The following is a 17,330-nucleotide window of genomic DNA, read 5'->3' on the forward strand; positions in this document are numbered from 1 at the left end:
CAGTATATGTCCCGCTTGTCGCTGGCGCAAGTTGTCGCCTAATAGTATTGACGGATCTTCAGACAATCTGTAAAAGCATCCTACCCGGCACGCCCCTGTTCCAGATCGTTGCGGGATGGAGAAACCGATGCAGACGCTTACGGATGCCACGCTTCTGAAATCCGCCTGCCTTGTGAACGGTGGATGGGTCACGGCCGCCTCGGGGCTGGTGATTGGCGTGACTGACCCGGCAGACGGCGCGCATCTGGCGGAGGTTCCCGCGCTTTCGGGGGCTGAGGTCGAGGCCGCCATTGCCCATGCCTCTGTCGCGCAACCCGGCTGGGCCGCCCGCACGGCGGGTGACAGGGCAGCATTGCTGCGGCGCTGGTTCGATCTGATCCTGGGCAATGACGACGATTTGGCGCGCATCATGACCGCCGAGCAGGGCAAGCCTCTGGTCGAAGCATTGGCAGAGATCCGCTATGCAGCCTCGTTCATCGAATGGTTCGCGGAAGAGGCAAAGCGCCTCTATGGCGAGACGATTCCCGCCCCGCGAGCCGAGTTGCGGATTTCCGTGCTGAAGCAGCCGATCGGTGTGACGGCTGCGATCACGCCCTGGAACTTTCCGGCGGCCATGGTGACGCGCAAGGTGGCGCCCGCGTTGGCGGCCGGTTGCGCGATGATCTTGCGCCCGGCCGACCTGACGCCCCTTACGGCGTTGGCGCTTGGCGAACTGGCGCAACGCGCGGGTATTCCGGCAGGCGTCCTTCAGATCGTGACGGGTCCTGCGCGTGAAATCGGGCAGGTCCTGACCGAAAGCCCTGTGGTGCGGAAACTGTCCTTCACCGGTTCTACCGGGGTGGGACGTCTGCTGATGGCGCAATGCGCGCCCACCGTGAAAAAGATCTCGCTTGAACTGGGCGGCAACGCACCCTTCATAGTTTTTGACGATGCCGATCTTGATGCGGCGGTTGAGGGCGCAATGCAGGCGAAGTTTCGCAATGCCGGACAGACCTGCGTCTGTGCCAATCGTATTCTGGTGCAGCACAGCGTGCAGAAGGATTTTGCAGCACGGCTGACCGAACGGGTTCGTGATCTGAAGATCGGACCCGGCACGCAGGCGGGCGTGCAGATCGGCCCGCTGATCAATGAGGCTGCGCTGGAAAAGGTCGAAGAGCATATCGCCGATGCGCTGGCGGGCGGCGCGCGGCTGCTGCAGGGTGGTCGGCGTCTAGGCGGCCTGTTCTTCGAGCCGACGGTGCTGGCCAGTATGACCCCGGCAATGCGCCTGGCGCAAGAAGAAACCTTTGGTCCGCTGGCCGCGATCTTTCCCTTCGACAGCGAGGCCGAGGCTGTCGCAATGGCCAATGACACCATTCATGGTCTGGCAGCCTATTTCTACACCCGCGACCATGCCCGCTATGTGCGGGTTTCCGAGGCACTGGAATTCGGGATGGTCGGGCACAATACCGGGCTCATCTCGAATGAGGTCGCGCCTTTCGGCGGCATCAAGCAATCGGGCCTCGGGCGTGAGGGATCGCGCCACGGGATCGAGGACTATCTTGAACTCAAATACGTCTGTTCGGCGATCTGAACGGTGCCCTGCGGGGCTCGGGCGGAACCGGACGGGCGGCTATCCACACACAACCCGGGAGGAACCATGAAAACCACGATTATCGGAACCATCACCGCCGCATTGCTGGCTGCGGCACCGGCCACCGCCGACGACCTGCGCTGGCGTGTCCCGCTGTCCTTTCCGTCGGAACTGCGCGTTCTGGGCGACATGGCCAAATATCTGGCCCAGACCGTCGAAGAGGTTTCGGGCGGCACGATCCGCTTTCGACTGGAAGAGCCGGGCAAGATCGTTCCCGCGCTTGGTGTGCTGGAGGCGGTGAAGGAAGGCAAACTGGAAGCCGGTTACATCTGGATTGGCTATGACACAGGTATCGTGCCCGCGGCCTCGATTATCGGCGGTCTGCCGTTCGGGATGGAGCCCTGGGAATACAACGCCTGGCTGTTCGAGGCGGGCGGGCTTGAAATCGTCGAAGGCATCTATGCGCCGCATAACATCATGCCGGTGCCTTGCGGCACGGTTGGCGCTGAATCGGGTGGCTGGTATCGCAACGCAATCGGCAGCGTTGAGGACATCAACGGCCTGAAGATCCGCTTTGCGGGTGTCGGCGGGAATGTGATGCAATCAATGGGCGCCTCGGTTACCGTCCTGCCAGGGGGTGAGTTGTATCAGGCGCTGGACCGTGGCGCGCTGGACGCAACAGAATTTTCGATGCCCTCAATCGATGAGCGGCTTGGCTTCCGCCAGATCGCAAAATACAACTACTTCCCCGGCTGGCATCAGCTGATCGCGGCGCATTATCTGGTCGTCAACCTGAATACCTGGAACGGTTTGTCGGACATCCAGCGCGCGCAGATCCGCACATCCTGCATGGCGACCAATGCCAAGGGCATTACCTTCGGCGAGGGTCAGCAGGGTGCCACGCTGCAACGCAATGCCGACGAGGGTGTGAATATCGAGCAATTTCCCGAAGAACTGCTGCTGGAATTCCGCGATGCCTCGAAAGAGGTCATCGCCGGGCTGGTCGAGGCCGATGAAGGCTTTGCCTCGGTCTACAATTCCATGGCTGCCTTCATGCAGGACTATAAACTGTGGAAGCGCATCGGCTATCTGCCCCGGGACTTCGACTCGATTTTCGATGTCCTGCCCGCGCAGGAGCAGTAACGCAAGAACGGGCGGCGCGGATCAATCTGCGTCGCCCCTTGGCCAAAGGGAAAGACGATGACATCTGGCGACATACCCGACGGCAAACCCGACACGGGCGCCCTTCTGTCTGAACCCGGCACCCCCCGTCTGGCCGCCGGAATTGAGGTCCTGGTGATCCGCATCAACGAATGGATCGCGCCACTTTGGCTGCTGCTGATCGGGGTCATTCTGGCGAATGTGATCGGGCGCTATGTTTTTCATCGCGGGCTGGTCTCGCTTGAGGAGATGCAATGGCATCTCTATTCCGCAGGGTTTCTGTTCGGCCTGTCCTATGCGCTGGTGAAGGATGATCATGTGCGAGTCGATCTGCTACATGGCGTCATGTCGCGCCGTGTCAGGCTGATAATCGAGATCATCGGCCTTGTGTTTTTCCTTCTGCCGCTGGCCGCGATCCTGTTCTGGTATGCGCTGCCTTTCGTCGCCTCGTCCTTCCGGCTTGGCGAGGATTCCAACGCCCCGGGAGGCCTGCCCTATCGCTGGATCGTCAAAAGCTTCATGGCATGGGGCGCGGGCCTGTTGTTTCTTGCGGGTTTCGCGCGTCTGCTGCGCTGCTTTGCGGCCTTTCCCGGCGCAGGACCCCCCCCATCACCAGACCGGACCCCCGGCACGCCCGCGCCGGAGAAGTGAGAATCCGAAATGACCGAATCCGAGATCCTTGCCATCCTGATGATGGTGTCGTTCATCGCACTGTTGTTCACCGGCTTCCCGGTGGCCTGGCTTCTGGGTGGGATCGCTGTGCTGTTCACGGCGCTAGCCATTGCCCTCGACACCGGCTTCGACACATGGATCGGCGTTGACATGTCTTTTCTGTCGCTGATCGTCGATCGGCTTTGGGGGTTGATGAACAACTGGGTGATGGTCGCCCTTCCGATGTTCGTTTTTATGGGTTTCATGCTAGACCGCTCGGGCGCCGCAGAAAGGCTGCTTGAAAATCTGTCGAAACTGTTCGGCCGCACCAAGGGGGGGCTTGCCATCAGCGTGACTCTGGTGGGCATTATCCTTGCGGCCTCGACCGGCATCGTCGGGGCCTCGGTGGTGCTTCTGGCCACGCTATCGGTGCCGACCATGGTTGCGCGCGGCTATGACCGCCGGCTGATCGCGGGCGTCGTTTGCGCGGTGGGAACACTGGGCATCCTGATTCCGCCCTCGATCATGCTGGTGCTGATTGCTGATCAGCTGGCGCTGCCGGTGGGCGATCTGTTCCGGGGCGCGCTTTTGCCGGGGCTGATGCTGGGTGGCTGCTATCTGATCTATATCCTGGCTGTCGGTTTCTTCCAGCCGCATCGGATGCCCGAACATGGAGCCGATGAAACCCTGTCGATGCGCAGCCTGCTGGGGGCATTGAAGGCAGTTCTGCCGCCGGGGCTTCTGATTGTTGCGGTTCTCGGCTCGATCTTCGCAGGCATCGCCACCCCGACCGAAGCTTCGGGTGTGGGGGCTTTCGGTGCCGTGGTGCTTGCCCTTCTGAACCGTCGCCTGACAGGCCGCGTGCTGCTGGAGGTCTGCACCGCGACCACGCGCATGACGGCGTTCATATTCGGCGTCCTGATCGGGGCGACCGCCTTTTCGCTGATCCTGCGGGGGCTGGGGGGTGACGAACTGATCGAGGGGGCCCTGATGGCGCTGCCCTTCGAAGGGCTGGGCATCATCATAGCAATCCTTGTGATCGTATTCCTGCTGGGGTTTTTCATGGAGTATATCGAGATCACGCTGATTGTCCTGCCGCTGGTCGCGCCGATCGTGGTGGCGCTGGACTATGATCTGATCTGGTTCACCATCCTTTTCGCAATCTGTCTTCAGACCTCGTTCCTGACCCCCCCTGTCGGCTTTGCGCTCTTCTACTTCCGTTCGGCCGTTACAAGTGATTTCACCGTGGCGGAAATCTATCGCGGGATCATTCCCTTCATCGCGATGCAGCTCTTCATCCTTGCCTGTGCGATCTTTGTGCCGGGTATTGTCCGGTAAATGGCAGTATCGCTTGGAGTTTGTCTGATTGCCGGATTATCTTGTTGTCGAATAATGAGTGACCGCCACCGTCGGCCCCGCGGCACATCCAAGCGCGGGCCGATCCGAAACAGGAAGCGATGATGCCCCGACTGGACCTTCACGTTGAAAAGAAGAGCGCCACCCTGCGTGGACAGGTCGAAGAAAAGATGCGCGAGGCAATCGCGCAGGGCCTGTTCAAACCCGGTCAACGTCTGGTCGAGCGCGAATTGTGCGAGGTCTTGGGCGTGGGGCGGACCTCAGTTCGCGAAGCTTTGCGCCAGCTTGAGGCCGAGGGGCTCATCGAAAGCTTTCCGCATCGTGGCCCGTCAGTCGCGCAGGTCACACCACATGAGGCTGAACAGCTTTATGAACTGCGCGCATTGCTGGAAGGCTATGCCGGCGAGAAATGTGCGGAACTGGCCGACGCTGCCTTTCTGGACAGGCTCGATGCTACGGTCGCGGCATTCGTGCGCGCCTGCGACGCCGGCGACCGCGAGGCGCTGGTGCTTAACAAGACCGCCTTTTACGATCTTCTGTTCGAAGGCTGTGGCAACAAGTTCGTCGGTCAGAATCTGACGGGACTGCATAACCGCATCAGCTTTCTGCGCTTCACCTCGATGATGCAGCCCGACCGGCTGCAACATTCCATTGCCGAGATTCGTGAGATTGCTGCCGCAATACGCTCGGGCGATCCGCGTGCCGCTGGGGAGGCCTGCCGCCGCCATATCCGCAACGCAGCCGCCGTGGCGCTGGCCTATATGCGCAGCCTGCCAGCCATCGCGGCTGACCGAACAATCCGGTGAAAGGATTTACCATGTCGCAGGAATGGGAAGTTCTGGCCCTACGCTATGCCACGCATGAGGCCCCGATGCGCGAATTGGGGCTCGTAGGCGACGCCCATGATGCGCTGGGTCGGTTGGACTATTTCATTTGGTTGATCCGAGGGCGCGAAGGGCTGATCCTTGTCGATACCGGTTTCGGAGTCGAGGCCGCGCAAAGGAGGGGCCGCAGACTTTTGCGTCACCCGGTAGTCGCGCTGAACGAGATTGGCGTTCGGCCCGAAGAGGTCCGCGACATTGTCATCACTCATCTTCATTACGACCATGCCGGAAATCTGGATGCCTTTCCCAATGCCCGTTTCCACCTTCAGGAACGGGAAATGTCCTATGCGACCGGACGTTGCATGTGCGATGCCGGACATCGCCGCGCCTTTGATGTCGATAATGTCGTCGACGCCGTGCGGCTGGTCTATCAGGAACGCATCGTCTTTCACGATGGCGCCTATCAGCTTGCCCCGGGGATCGGGGTGCATCTGGTCGGTGGTCACTCGCTGGGTTTACAGGTCCTGACTGTCGACGGCGCCCGACGGATCGTTCTGGCTTCTGATGCACTCCATCTGTCCCGCCTTATGCAGCAAGATGCCGTCTTTCCGATTTTTGCCGACCGCGCTGCGGTCCTTGAGGGCTATCGGCTTCTGAAAGACCTTGCGGGGCATGACGGTGTGATCCTGCCTGGACATGATCCGCAGGTGATGCAGGACTTTCCGCTCCTTTCCGGTGCGACTGACACAGTACGAATTGGCTAGCGAGGCCTCACGGTTGCAAAGGAAGTCGAGCGAATACATACAAAAAAGGGTCGCCACTCTTTGTGGCGTGTTCCTCTGTTTTGAGCGTCAGTCGACGTACCCGCGCCGCTTCTTCGCCGCTGCGAGCTTCATCAAAGCCGTGACGGCCTTGCCTTCATCAGGGTGCGTCTCGACCATCATCTGGCCCCGAAAGCCGATCCGACCCCACTCGCGCACGAGGCTGGCGCGACCGAAGAGGTCGCGTTGCACACTCAGCCGATAGAAGCGACGCATGTTGCGCGCCGGATCGATCCGGCGCATCTGCACGTCGGTCGGGAAGGTATCGAGCTGGATCGGGCCGTGGTACATATAGTGATCGACTGAGATTTTCTCCACAATATCAGGTGGAAGTCTGCGCTTCCACCTCGATTTTCCCGTGAGGGAAAAAAGGGGGCTCACGCCCCCTTCTCGAACTTCATGACCGGGATGCCCAGTTTCTTGGCCTTGTCGGCGAGGTTTTCCTGGATGCCGTTGCCCGGGAAGACGAGGACACCCACGGGCAGCACGTCCAGCATTGCGTCGTTGCGCTTGAAGGGGGCGGCCTTGGCGTGCTTGCTCCAGTCAGGCTTGAAGGCCACCTGCGTCACGCCCCGGGCCTCGGCCCATTTGGCGGCGATGAGTTCCGCGCCCTTCGGGCTGCCGCCGTGCAGAAGGACCATGTCGGGATATTTGGTCCGGACCTGATCGAGTTTGCCCCAGATCAGCCGGTGATCGTTGAAGTCGGTCCCACCGGTGAGGGCAACCTTGGGGCCTGCGGGAAGCATTACCTCGGCCTCCGCGCGCCGCTTGGCGGCCAGGAAGTCGCGGCTGTCGATCAGCGCCGCGGTCATGTGCTGGCGGTTCACCATCGAGCCGGTGCGGGGACGCCAGGTGGAGCCCGTGTAATGGACGAACTCGGTCGCGGCGTGATCGCGCAACATGCCCATGCAGTTGCGCCGTTCGATCAGCGTCAGGCCTTCGGCCGTCAGGAGCTCGAGTTCGGTGGATTTCACCTCGGAGCCGTCCTGCTCGCGCTGGAGGCGGCGCTGCACCTGCTCGTTCTCGTCGAGCGACCGCTCGATCCGGGCCGTGGCGCGGTGGAAGAGGTTGACCTGGCCCCAGAGCACCTCTTCGAGGTCGGGTTCCATGCGGGTATCTTCCAGGGTCGCGACGAGGGCGTCGAAGATGTCGGCGACGGCGACCGCAAGGCGCTGCCCATCGGGCATCGGGCGCGGATCGGGTTCGTCAAAGGGGCGGTAGCCATAGAGCTGCAACTCGTCGAGCGCATGGGCGGTCTGGGATGCGGTGTGGGCGGGTTCATACGCGTCGTCGTGAGTGTGGATCGTCATCGGTTCTTGCCTCCGGGCCTGTCTCGTCCGCGCGTCATCCCGCGCGGCCTTCATGGGCTGCGAAAGCCGTCACAGGGGACGCCCCTTCACCCCCTTTCGGGGCCGGAACGCATGTGGAGGAGGACGGGGGGCGGCTGATTTGCTTCGCGATGCAAAGGCGGGGCTCGTCCCCGCCGGCGGAAATCAGTTGCCCCCCGTCCTTGAAGGGGCGGCCCCTTTGACGGCCGCCTGCCCATCTCTTGAAGGCCGCTCGGGGGACGGGTGGATGAGATTGCCCGGGTAGAGGCAAAGCAACGATCCACAGCCACGTCAGGACTCCGTGACCCCTGCCCCGCACTCCCTGACTGCCTCTTGCGCGATGCGGATCAGCCTGACAGGCGATGCTGATCCTCTGGCCCGATCTGCCCTGCCAGATGCTGGCGCAGCGCCTCTTTGCCGTACGCCCGGAGATCATCGTTGAAATCCCCGAGCAGCGGTTCCAGCACCCGCACGACAATCCCGACCTCTGTGGCTCTGACGCTCAACCTCTCTGCCGCGCGTTGCCCGGCCGGATCGCGGTCGATGGCGATGTAGAGGCGCTGCACCCCCTTCGGCAGCAGGACGGCCCCAAGGTGACCCGACGAGAGCGCCGCCCAGACGGGAAGGCCGGGCACTGCCTCGACAAGGGACAGCATGGTCTCGATGCCTTCGCCGACCACGAGGCTGTCGTCATGCGGGGTCAGCCTGACGGCATTGCCAAGGAGGTGACCCATGGCACGCCGCTGCGTCTCGACATCCGCTTTCCCCTGACCGTCAAGAGCCAGCCAGGTGCGATGCACGCCCTGCAAGGCCCCTGCCCCATCGGTGACCGCAGCGATCAGCGCTGGTCTGGGGAGGCTGCGGGTCTGGCCCTCATCCCGATGCCAGCACTTCGGGTGGAAGCGCAGGGCGATCATCCTGCTGCCTTGGGTCAGGCCCCGGGAGCGGAGGTAGGTGTCGGCGAGCGTGCCTGCGACCGGCACCGAGGCTGCAAACAATCGCGCCGCCGCCTCTGGTTTGCCGCCGGGGGCCTTGGCCTTCTTCGGCATTGGCGCATCCGGGAGGACCGGCTGCGGACGACCCAGATGCGCCCGGGCTTCAGCCAGAAGATCGGGAAAGCGCGAAATCCCGGTCCTCTCGCGGATGATGTCGAGAAGATCGCCATGCTCGCCCGTGGCGCCGTCGGTGAATTTGCCGGCAGCACCGGGCCCGGAGGCTGGCCCGGTCAGCCGCACGAAGAGCGACCTGCCCGGGTTGTTCTGCAGATCGCCCACAATCCAGTAGGACCCTTCCCGCCGTCCGGCGGGAAGGTAGGCGCGACAGACGCCTTCGGCGTTTTCCGCCAGAGCGCGGATCAGATCTTCGGTCTCGGAATACATGGCTCAACACCCTCCGCGTGCATGTAGTCCCGTTACAGGACAACGTGCAAGCAGACGATCCAGCACAGCAATGCCGCCCGAGTCCGCTGGGCAGAAGAGACGCAGCTTCCAGCTAATGATCTCCGAGAAGAAGCCATCGGCCTTCAGCCGGTCTTTGGCGGCCTCAGTGAAGCCGGAGAGCTCGATCCGGTTCACGCCCATGACGCGTGAACGGAGCAACTCCATCCCTTCAGCCAACCGCACGACCGTCTTGCCCTCAAGTACGAGGGCATGGACCTGCGCTGCCGTCAGTTCCGGCGCGTCAGCCGCCAGCGTGGTCGCGACCCAGGCGGGCGAGACGCAGCGGCCGATGATGCGCTGGCCATCGTCGGTCTGCAGGCGGTAGACGCGGGTTTCATCCTGGGGCAGTTGCTTCCAGATCGGCAGCAGGAGGCCTGCCACGATATGCAGCGTGGCTTCCGAGAACTCCGGCACCTCGGCCAGTTCCGCGGTCCAGGCAGCGACGAAGGACGCGCGGTCGGCCTCGAGCCAGTGGGTGTCGTCCATGATCTTGGCCGGAACCGTGGTCGCCTCGGTCGGACGGATCAGCCGCAAGCGGGGCTCGATCGTGCCATCATCCAGCATCAGGGTGGTGGCAGGCACCTGCACGGCTGCTCGGCCCGAGCGGCTGTTGACCAGAAGGCGTGCCTTCGGGTCGTCGAGCCAGTCTAGAGCATCCGCGAGCGAGGTCGGCGTGTTGCGCCGCTTCTCCGCGATGGTCAGCAGTTGGGTTTCCGCGCCGGAGCCAGGATGGGTGTAGATCACCCGCGCATCGGTGACGCGGAAGCTCTCGGCGCGCAGCGTCTCGAGCCCGAGGTCGTAGACCCCGGCGGCGATGGCGCCCTCGATCCGTTGGTCGAGCAATTCCTCGAAGGCCGAGAAGAGCACGGCCTGCATGTCGATCGTGAGCGCCAGTAGGCGATTTAGGAAGGTCGTGATCGGGGGCAGGTCGTCCTTCAGACCGTTGTCATCGGTCAGGCTGAGACCGGTGGCATCCTCGAAAGCCCCGAGCGAGCAACCCGGCACATCGCCACGATGGATCCAGCGATAGAGTTGGCGCAAAGCGTCGCGGGCGTAAGGCGACTCGAGGTTGTCTTCGGGCCGGAACAGCCCCTGCCCGCCAGTCTGGCGCTGGCCACGCGTGATGGCCCCGAGCGTGTCGAGGCGGCGGGCGATGGTCGAGAGGAACCGCTTTTCTGCTTTCACATCGGTGGCGACGGGGCGGAAGAGCGGCGGTTGCGCCTGATTGGTGCGGTTGGTGCGCCCGAGGCCTTGGATGGCTGCATCTGCCTTCCAGCCGGGTTCCAGCAGGTAGTGGACCCGCAGGCGCTGGTTTTTCGCGCCAAGATCGGCGTGGTAGCTGCGGCCCGTGCCTCCGGCGTCCGAGAAGATCAGGATGCGCTTCTGGTCATCCATGAAGGCGGCGGTTTCCGCGAGGTTGGCAGACCCCGCCCGGCCTTCGACGACGAGCCTTGCGGCAGGGCCCTCACCCTTGCGCACGATGCGGCGCGAGCGGCCCGTGACCTCGGCCACGAGGTCAGTGCCGAAACGCTGGACGATCTGGTCGAGCGCCCCCGGCACGGGCGGCAGCGAGGCCAGCCTTTCGATCAGCGCGTCGCGCCTGCGGGCGGCCTCGCGACATTCGACCGGCTGGCCGTCGCGCGTGACAGGCCGCGACGACAGATTGCCCTCGCTGTCGGTGAAGGGCTCATAGAGCTGCACCGGGAAGGAATGGGCGAGGTAGTCGAGGACATATTCCCGCGGGGTGATGTCGACGCGGATGTCGTTCCACTCCTCGGTCGGGATCTCCGACAGGCGGCGTTCCATCAGCGCCTCGCCTGTCGAGACGATCTGGATGACGGCCGCATGGCCTGCCGCCAGATCGGCCTCGATGGACGCGATCAGTGTCGGGGTCTTCATGGAGGTGAGAAGGTGACCGAAGAAACGCTGCTTGGCGGACTCGAAAGCCGAGCGCGCTGCAGATTTGGCCTGCCGGTTCAGAGTACCGTTCTCAGCGGTGATATTGGCCGACTCCATCGCGGCGGCGAGATTGTTGTGGATGATGGCGAAGGCCCCGGCATAGGCATCGTAGATGCCGCGCTGCTCGGGGGTCAGCGCGTGCTCCAGCATCTCGTATTCGACGCCGTCGTAGGAGAGCGACCGGGCAGTGTAGAGCCCGAGTGACCGCAGGTCGCGGGCGAGGACTTCCATCGCGGCGACGCCGCCGGCTTCGATAGCCTGCACGAACTCAGCGCGGGTGGCGAATGGAAAGTCCTCCCCGCCCCAAAGTCCGAGGCGCTGCGCATAGGCGAGATTATGGACCGTCGTCGCCCCCGTGGCCGAGACATAGACCACGCGAGCATTGGGCAGCTTGTGTTGCAGGCGCAGGCCGGCCCTGCCCTGCTGCGAGGCCTCCGTGTCTCCGCGCTCGCCCTTCGATCCGGCGGCATTGGCCATGGCATGGCTTTCGTCAAACAGGATCACCCCTTCGAAATCCGCCCCCAGCCAATCGACGATCTGATCGACGCGGGACTTCCTGGTGCCGCGTTCTTCCGAGCGCAGCGTCGCATAGGTGGTGAAGAGGATGCCTTCGGTCAGCGGGATGTCGCGGCCCTGCGCGAAGCGTGAGAGCGGCGTGACCAGCAGGCGCTCCTGGCCGAGGGCAGACCAGTCGCGCTGTGCATCCTCCAGAAGCTTGTCGCTCTTCGAGATCCAGAGCGCCTTGCGGCGGCCTTGGCACCAGTTGTCGAGCAGGATTCCGGCCGACTGACGGCCCTTGCCTGCCCCAGTGCCATCGCCGAGGAAAAACCCACGACGGAAGCGGACAGCGTCCGCGGCATCATCGGGCGCGGCCGAGACCATGTCGCCGGTCTCATCAACGGTCCACGAGCCGGCGAGATAGGCGCCATGCGCCTCACCGGCATAGATCACGGTCTCAAGTTGCGCGTCAGACAGCAGGCCGTCGCGCTGGACGGCGGCGGGGAGTTTCGGGCGGTAGGTGGGCTTCGGGGGCGAGACCGAGGCCATTGCCGCCGACTGCACCAGCTTCGTCGGGTGCGGTGCCGCGCCGGGGATGTCGATGGCCTGCAGGCGGAAGGTCTCGTAGATCGCGTCTGAAAGGCGCGCGGCGCCGAGGTCGTCCGCCGTCTCGCGCAGCGTGTAGGCGAGGTCTTCGGCATCTGGCGCGGAGACATTCGCCGCGATGCTGGCTGATGGCGCTGCACGCGGTTTCCCAGCCGCGGAGCCAGAAGCACGGGCAGGAGCTCCCGGGAAGGGGGCTCGGGTTCGAGCGACATCACCCGCATCCAACGCGAGGCGCGGAGGGACCTCGGCCACAATCCGGGCGAGGAGTTGCGCCACATCCGGCGTGATGGAGCGTGCCAGATCAGCGGTAATGCCACCCCGCTCCCCGCCACGGCACTTGTCGAAGACCGAGATCCGGGTCTCGAAGCTGGTGCCATGCTTTGCGAAGGCTGCCCCCGACACGGCGCCGGTGAAGACCAGATGGGCACTCTCGGTCAGGCGGCCGAAGGTCTCGGACCAGGCGGGCGCATCAGGTGCGAAGCTTGCGCCGGTGATCGCGACCAATCGCCCGCCGGGAGCAAGGCGCGCAAGCGCCGAGCGCAGATGCCGCGCCGTCGCCTCGGTCGTCCGGCCATCGACATTGGCCATCGCAGAGAACGGCGGGTTCATCAGGATCACGCTCGGGCGCAACCCTGCGTCCAGATGATCGTCGATCTGGGCTGCGTCAAAGCCCGTGACAGGCCGGCCAGGAAAGAGGCGGCGCAGAAGGTCGGCGCGCGTGTCGGCCAACTCGTTCAGCGCAAGGCTGCCGCCTGCGATTTCAGCGAGTATCGCGAGGAGTCCGGTCCCGGCCGAAGGTTCGAGGACCAGGTCACGCGGAGTGATCTGCGCCGCCGCCAGCGCCGCCAGCCCCATCGGCAACGGTGTCGAGAATTGCTGGAAGCGCTCCATTTCCTCCGAGCGCCGGGTGTGCGTCGGCAAAAGGCCTGCCACCTTGGTGAGGATGGGCAAGAGTGTTGCGGGCGAGCCCGCCCGGGACAGCAGCGCGCGGCCGAACTTCCGCAGGAAGAGGACCAGCGCCACCTCGCCCGCCTCATAGGCGAGCTTCCAATCCCAAGCGCCATCGGCATCGGAGCCGCCAAAGGCGCGCTCCATCTCGATCCGCAGACGCAGCGCGTCGATCTGAAACCCCTGCGCCAGATCGGGCTGCAGAGCTTCGGCGGCAGCGAGGATCGCGGGCGCGGGATCACGAGACAGGACAGGAACGGGAGACGCAACGGGTGCGAGATAGGTCATCGGGAAACTCCGGAATGAGGGACAGGATCAGCCCCGGACGCCCTCTCTCGGGCACCCTCAGGCCTGATCTTCCCCGGCCCTCCTCTTCCTCTCGAATCGACGCGTCCCAGAGGTTTGACTTGATTTTGTTCCTGTTATGTTCTATATTGAGGGTCAAGCCAGCAAGGGAGTTTCCCGATGGACGGCACCACGCATGCCCTACCCGCAACACCCAAGCAGATCGCCTATGCGCGCTCGCTCGCCCTGCGCAACCAGACCCTTCTGCCCTGGGAGGTTCAGCAGGATCGCCGGTCCCTGAGCGCCTGGATCGAGGCACAGGCCCAACTGAAGCCGGTATCCGAAATGGATCGGCTGCCCACGTCGAAGCAGGTAGCCTTCGCGGAGAAACTCGCCCGGATCAAACGGCGCGCCGTTCCGGACGAATGCTTCCGCGACAAGGCGCTGATGTCGAAGTGGATCGACGGGAACAGGTGACTACTACGAGTCGTCGGCTTGCTTGATACCGAAAAGACCAACAGGGAAGTCTTTCCGTCGACGAAAAGCAGCACGCAACGCCTCGGACGGTGAGGCCGGCGAAGCCAAATCCTCGAAGAACGCCTGATAGTCGCATGGCTTCAAGTTTGTGATGTCGGGGTCGTTGCTGCCAGGTGCTTTCATTTCTCAGGCCCTCCAAGGGCGCCCGGAATCTGACCGGTCAAGCAACAGCCGTAACCGAGTAGTGCGGCGTTCCATCCCAAACAAGATCCCAGGATGCGCCCGGCCGGACGTTCTGGATGGCGTGGGGCTCGAAGCAGACGAGGCAATTCCCACCGGGCGCAGGAGCCCGGACCGAGGGATAGATGAGACCCCGCGATCCAGCCCGGCGGAGATGCTCGGCCAGGCTTTGGCCCTCGGGATATCCGACAGCCGGATCGGGATGCAGCGCTAGGTGTTCCGGCTCATCGGTCAGATCATCGAAGATCCCGATGAAATCCGCCAGAAGTTCCACATACCGGGCGCTGTCATGGAAGCTGCCGGTAAAGCCGAGTTCGCGTGTGCGGTGCCAGGCCACTTCGCTGACGGACACCATAACATTCCATGCGCAATACCACGCGCCGCGCTCCTCGGTGTTGAAGCGGTTTCCGCCGGCGCGGGTATAGGTGAAGGCGGCGTTGACATGACTGTCGCCGTAGATGCGAAGATCGCGGCTCCGGCGCTGCCATGCCAACTCGCGCGGGTCTAGATGCGGGTTACGCCCGCGCTCGGCCAAAAGACGGCCGCTGGTCAGACCCTCGATTTCGGCCAGAATCTCCATCTCGTCATCGGTATCGACGAGACCCCGCAAGGACGGTGGCTTGTGGTAGGTGGCGGGCAGGAGACGAACGAGACCGCGATCAGAAATCTCGGTCTGCTTCATGCCCCACCACGCAACGCATCAAGATAGGTCCGCACCGCGAGGATCTGCGGCAAGCCCCCGTCGATGGCGGTGTCAACCGGACGGCTGCCCCCGAACAGCGGGCCGGTGTTCGGTCGGGTGAACCAGCTTCGCGCGAGCGGCTCGGAGAAGTAGAGTTCGAGCGACTTGTAGATGCCGATCACCGCACTGAGCCGCAACAATTGGTCCTTGGTCAGTTCTCCCGCAAAGTCCGGCTTCTTGGCGCGCTTCCATGTGCTCTCCGACATATCGGCAAGGCCAGCCGCTTCCTTCAAACTGAGACCCCAAGCATCGGCCACGCGCGCGTAGGCCTTCAACGCGACGGCGTTGATCTGTGCAGGTTCCCGGATTTTCTCAGCAACGTACATGGCACCCTCCATTGGCCTGAATATAGATCATATGACCTCTATGTAAAGATCAAATGAGCCGAACGCGCTCTCACCCGAACCGCCGCCCAGCTTCGGTGAAGGTGTACTCGTTCACGACGATCCCTTCCTCGATGGCCTCGTCCGAGGTCAGGTGGTCGTATTCAGCCTCAAGCTGGCAGTAGAGCCAGCGGGCCAGATCACGCAGCGCCTCGGTCACGATCTCTTCGGCGTCTTCGGTCGGCGGCTGCCAGGTCGGGCTGTCGCGCGTGACGTCGATCGACATCGTGTATTCGTGGTGGTAGCGCCCGCGGTGGCTGACCTCGGCGGCGAGCTGGTAGAAGTTCCGCCGCTGGATGGCCTGCAGCCGGTCGGCGATACCGTGCAGCGTTGCATCGGTCGGGGCGTAGTCCCGGATGCGCGCGGCCGCGCCCTTGGCGTGGGACCAGTAGCTTTCGAAGCAGGCCCCGTCGCCCTGGCTGCAGAAGCCGGAGAACCATATGCACGGCTTGGCCCGCGTGCCACCGCCCATGAGGCGGACGGGCGTGGTCTTCAGGCGGATACCAAGGATGTCGCAGACCCTCTCGAAATCGTCATAGACCGCGTCCCACCAATCGTCGTGGGGGCCAAGCTCGCGATACCAGCTGCGCGCCTTTTCCTTGGCGGCATCCGAGAGTTCGGGGAACTGGTAGACCGTGGTGCAGATAATCTCAGGCATGTGCGTCCTCCCCGTTCAGCGCGGCGGCCAGCCATTCTTGCGTGCTAGTACAGCCGATAGATTTGCGCGCACCGAGATCGATGACATGCCCGCCGCCTCCGAAGGCGTCGAGGCGCGGTCGGGAGCAGGTCAGGGCATACTGAAAGCCCCAGAGGCCGGTGAGATCGAGTTCGTCCGCAAGGCGCAGTACGAAGCGGATGACGGCTTCGACATCGCCGTGCTCGTCGTCATGGATCCAGAGGGTGCTGTCCTCGGGCGCGTCCTGGCGCAAGAGGTCGAAGCCTGCGACCTCCGGGTCATCGGCGTCTTGATCTGCGGCGTGAAGTTCCTGGAACAGCGCGAGCGCGCGGGCCGCCTTGTCGGGGGTGCCGACGTCGAGCAGGCATGAGAAGTGGGTGAAGTAATCCGCCATGGGGACCTCTTGAATGGGAAGACCCGGCCAAGAGGCCGGGCGCTGTGTCGGGATGAGGGGGTGGTCGGGAATGATCAGCGGGCCGGATCGTCAACCGCCGTCCGTCGCGTGGCATGGGCGCAGAGTATCTGCCGGTAGAAGCGCTTCCGCGCGGCCCGGAAGCCGCGAACGGCGCGCGTGTCGGGGTGGAGCGCCCGGACCGCCGCGCGCAGGACGGTGTAGGGCGAGGCCGCCGCCGGCAAGCCGAGGCGCTGATGGGCCAGGTCGGTCATGTCAGGTGACCTCGACCACGGGCGAGGCGAGATGCGGATCGACCTGTGCCTCGATCCGCGCCGACCGGCCCATCCAAGGCTCAGGCCGGATGGCCTTCACCCAGTCAGCAAAGCTCGGGATGAAGCCGAGGTCTTCCTTCACATGCTGCTCGCCCACCCACCGGGTCGGGATGATGCGCCCGGTCGAGAGTGTGAGGGTCGGGCCGAAAATCGTCTCGGCCATGAAGATGCCCTCGGCATGGTGGCGCAGCGCCCGGTGCCGAAAGTCCGCAGTAATCTCCTTGCTCTGGTCGAACCAGGCATGCACCGCCATGAAATCGTCGACCGTGCCGCCCCATTTCTTCACCGAGGACAGGGCGTGATGATAGGGATGTGCCATCGCCGCCTCCTCAGAAATCATGCGTGTAGAGTTCGGACGAGGTGAATCGCTCGTTGAACTCAAGATGGATGCAGCGGGCCGCGGCGTCGAAGCAGAACTCGCCCCAGGCGCCGTCGTTGTTTTCCCAGCCGCCATGGGTGTCGGAGAGGAAGTCATAGGCCAGCTGCTCGACGACATCCTCGAGAGAAAGGCTGGACCTGTCGCGGTTTGGTGCCGCTCCTTTGATAGCATAATGTGCAGCAAAGGAGACGAACTATGGGCACGGGAAGAACGGATGAATTTCGCAAAGACGCGGTGCGAATTGCACTGACCAGCGGG

17 protein-coding genes and 1 pseudogene are annotated in these 17,330 nt (G+C 63.6%); 7 read left to right on the forward strand and 11 right to left on the reverse strand.

Going from position 1 to position 17,330, the window contains the following annotated elements; translation table 11 throughout:
• Positions 1-127 precede the first annotated feature (127 nt).
• The 6 genes from JL811_RS18440 to JL811_RS18465 all read left to right on the forward strand — a co-directional run bounded on the left by JL811_RS18440 (position 128) and on the right by JL811_RS18465 (position 6,329).
• Positions 128-1,573, forward strand: a complete 1,446-nt coding sequence (locus JL811_RS18440) for an NAD-dependent succinate-semialdehyde dehydrogenase (protein ID WP_202690183.1) — start codon at positions 128-130, stop codon at positions 1,571-1,573.
• Positions 1,574-1,639: 66 nt separating this feature from the next.
• Entirely contained in the window at positions 1,640-2,716 is a 1,077-nt protein-coding gene (locus tag JL811_RS18445) for a TRAP transporter substrate-binding protein (protein ID WP_202690184.1), read from the forward strand.
• A gap of 57 nt (positions 2,717-2,773) precedes the next feature.
• Positions 2,774-3,385, forward strand: coding sequence for a TRAP transporter small permease subunit (locus JL811_RS18450; RefSeq protein WP_202690185.1), 612 nt, complete (start codon positions 2,774-2,776; stop codon positions 3,383-3,385).
• 9 nt (positions 3,386-3,394) lie between these two features.
• Positions 3,395-4,723, forward strand: coding sequence for a TRAP transporter large permease (locus JL811_RS18455; RefSeq protein ID WP_202690186.1), 1,329 nt, complete (start codon positions 3,395-3,397; stop codon positions 4,721-4,723).
• Positions 4,724-4,842: 119 nt separating this feature from the next.
• A complete protein-coding gene (locus JL811_RS18460) occupies positions 4,843-5,547 on the forward strand; it encodes a GntR family transcriptional regulator (protein WP_202690187.1) in 705 nt (234 codons plus the stop codon).
• 11 nt (positions 5,548-5,558) lie between these two features.
• Complete coding sequence (locus JL811_RS18465; protein ID WP_202690188.1) at positions 5,559-6,329, forward strand: N-acyl homoserine lactonase family protein; 771 nt, start codon at positions 5,559-5,561, stop codon at positions 6,327-6,329.
• An 87-nt stretch (positions 6,330-6,416) separates the two neighbouring features.
• Here JL811_RS18465 and JL811_RS18470 read toward each other — a convergent pair whose 3' ends face one another.
• The 4 genes from JL811_RS18470 to JL811_RS18485 form a co-directional block, all read right to left on the reverse strand.
• Positions 6,417-6,677 (reverse strand): WGR domain-containing protein, encoded by a 261-nt coding sequence (locus JL811_RS18470; RefSeq protein WP_202690203.1) that lies wholly within the window; start codon positions 6,675-6,677, stop codon positions 6,417-6,419.
• Between the two features lie 86 nt (positions 6,678-6,763).
• Positions 6,764-7,696: a DUF2493 domain-containing protein gene (locus tag JL811_RS18475; protein WP_202690189.1), complete on the reverse strand. Its 933-nt coding sequence runs from the start codon at positions 7,694-7,696 to the stop codon at positions 6,764-6,766.
• Positions 7,697-8,061: 365 nt separating this feature from the next.
• Positions 8,062-9,093 (reverse strand): DUF7146 domain-containing protein, encoded by a 1,032-nt coding sequence (locus JL811_RS18480; protein WP_202690190.1) that lies wholly within the window; start codon positions 9,091-9,093, stop codon positions 8,062-8,064.
• A 3-nt stretch (positions 9,094-9,096) separates the two neighbouring features.
• Positions 9,097-13,452, reverse strand: coding sequence for a strawberry notch-like NTP hydrolase domain-containing protein (locus tag JL811_RS18485; RefSeq protein WP_202690191.1), 4,356 nt, complete (start codon positions 13,450-13,452; stop codon positions 9,097-9,099).
• Positions 13,453-13,629: 177 nt separating this feature from the next.
• Between JL811_RS18485 and JL811_RS18490 the strand changes: the two genes are divergently transcribed.
• Positions 13,630-13,926 (forward strand): hypothetical protein, encoded by a 297-nt coding sequence (locus JL811_RS18490; protein WP_202690192.1) that lies wholly within the window; start codon positions 13,630-13,632, stop codon positions 13,924-13,926.
• A 220-nt stretch (positions 13,927-14,146) separates the two neighbouring features.
• Here JL811_RS18490 and JL811_RS18500 read toward each other — a convergent pair whose 3' ends face one another.
• The 7 genes and pseudogenes from JL811_RS18500 to JL811_RS20055 all read right to left on the reverse strand — a co-directional run.
• A complete protein-coding gene (locus JL811_RS18500; RefSeq protein ID WP_202690194.1) occupies positions 14,147-14,848 on the reverse strand; it encodes an RES family NAD+ phosphorylase in 702 nt (233 codons plus the stop codon).
• Complete coding sequence (locus JL811_RS18505; protein WP_202690195.1) at positions 14,845-15,246, reverse strand: MbcA/ParS/Xre antitoxin family protein; 402 nt, start codon at positions 15,244-15,246, stop codon at positions 14,845-14,847. The genes JL811_RS18500 and JL811_RS18505 overlap by 4 nt, the downstream gene beginning before the upstream one ends.
• Before the next feature lie 58 nt (positions 15,247-15,304).
• Positions 15,305-15,949, reverse strand: a complete 645-nt coding sequence (locus JL811_RS18510) for an antitoxin of toxin-antitoxin stability system (protein WP_202690196.1) — start codon at positions 15,947-15,949, stop codon at positions 15,305-15,307.
• Positions 15,942-16,361: a hypothetical protein gene (locus JL811_RS18515; protein ID WP_202690197.1), complete on the reverse strand. Its 420-nt coding sequence runs from the start codon at positions 16,359-16,361 to the stop codon at positions 15,942-15,944. The genes JL811_RS18510 and JL811_RS18515 overlap by 8 nt, the downstream gene beginning before the upstream one ends.
• Before the next feature lie 74 nt (positions 16,362-16,435).
• Positions 16,436-16,633 carry a hypothetical protein gene (locus JL811_RS18520; protein ID WP_202690198.1) on the reverse strand — a complete coding sequence of 66 codons (198 nt, stop codon included), beginning with the start codon at positions 16,631-16,633 and terminating at the stop codon, positions 16,436-16,438.
• 1 nt (position 16,634) lies between these two features.
• Positions 16,635-17,012, reverse strand: coding sequence for a DUF6915 family protein (locus JL811_RS18525; protein WP_202690199.1), 378 nt, complete (start codon positions 17,010-17,012; stop codon positions 16,635-16,637).
• A gap of 10 nt (positions 17,013-17,022) precedes the next feature.
• Positions 17,023-17,208, reverse strand: a pseudogene (locus tag JL811_RS20055) (DUF6878 family protein); the annotation flags it as partial.
• Positions 17,209-17,330 lie beyond the last annotated feature (122 nt).

Origin of the sequence: Szabonella alba, assembly GCF_016765775.1 — a bacterium.
GTDB classification, from domain to species: domain Bacteria; phylum Pseudomonadota; class Alphaproteobacteria; order Rhodobacterales; family Rhodobacteraceae; genus Szabonella; species Szabonella alba.

Excerpts from the sequence above, each read along its gene's own strand:
- JL811_RS18440 (WP_202690183.1), top strand. The coding sequence starts at position 128 with ATGCAGACGCTTACGGATGCCACGCTTCTGAAATCCGCCTGCCTTGTG.
- JL811_RS18445 (WP_202690184.1), top strand. The coding sequence starts at position 1,640 with ATGAAAACCACGATTATCGGAACCATCACCGCCGCATTGCTGGCTGCG.
- JL811_RS18450 (WP_202690185.1), top strand. The coding sequence starts at position 2,774 with ATGACATCTGGCGACATACCCGACGGCAAACCCGACACGGGCGCCCTT.
- JL811_RS18455 (WP_202690186.1), top strand. The coding sequence starts at position 3,395 with ATGACCGAATCCGAGATCCTTGCCATCCTGATGATGGTGTCGTTCATC.
- JL811_RS18460 (WP_202690187.1), top strand. The coding sequence starts at position 4,843 with ATGATGCCCCGACTGGACCTTCACGTTGAAAAGAAGAGCGCCACCCTG.
- JL811_RS18465 (WP_202690188.1), top strand. The coding sequence starts at position 5,559 with ATGTCGCAGGAATGGGAAGTTCTGGCCCTACGCTATGCCACGCATGAG.
- JL811_RS18470 (WP_202690203.1), bottom strand. The coding sequence starts at position 6,677 with ATGTACCACGGCCCGATCCAGCTCGATACCTTCCCGACCGACGTGCAG.
- JL811_RS18475 (WP_202690189.1), bottom strand. The coding sequence starts at position 7,696 with ATGACGATCCACACTCACGACGACGCGTATGAACCCGCCCACACCGCA.
- JL811_RS18480 (WP_202690190.1), bottom strand. The coding sequence starts at position 9,093 with ATGTATTCCGAGACCGAAGATCTGATCCGCGCTCTGGCGGAAAACGCC.
- JL811_RS18485 (WP_202690191.1), bottom strand. The coding sequence starts at position 13,452 with ATGACCTATCTCGCACCCGTTGCGTCTCCCGTTCCTGTCCTGTCTCGT.
- JL811_RS18490 (WP_202690192.1), top strand. The coding sequence starts at position 13,630 with ATGGACGGCACCACGCATGCCCTACCCGCAACACCCAAGCAGATCGCC.
- JL811_RS18500 (WP_202690194.1), bottom strand. The coding sequence starts at position 14,848 with ATGAAGCAGACCGAGATTTCTGATCGCGGTCTCGTTCGTCTCCTGCCC.
- JL811_RS18505 (WP_202690195.1), bottom strand. The coding sequence starts at position 15,246 with ATGGAGGGTGCCATGTACGTTGCTGAGAAAATCCGGGAACCTGCACAG.
- JL811_RS18510 (WP_202690196.1), bottom strand. The coding sequence starts at position 15,949 with ATGCCTGAGATTATCTGCACCACGGTCTACCAGTTCCCCGAACTCTCG.
- JL811_RS18515 (WP_202690197.1), bottom strand. The coding sequence starts at position 16,361 with ATGGCGGATTACTTCACCCACTTCTCATGCCTGCTCGACGTCGGCACC.
- JL811_RS18520 (WP_202690198.1), bottom strand. The coding sequence starts at position 16,633 with ATGACCGACCTGGCCCATCAGCGCCTCGGCTTGCCGGCGGCGGCCTCG.
- JL811_RS18525 (WP_202690199.1), bottom strand. The coding sequence starts at position 17,012 with ATGGCACATCCCTATCATCACGCCCTGTCCTCGGTGAAGAAATGGGGC.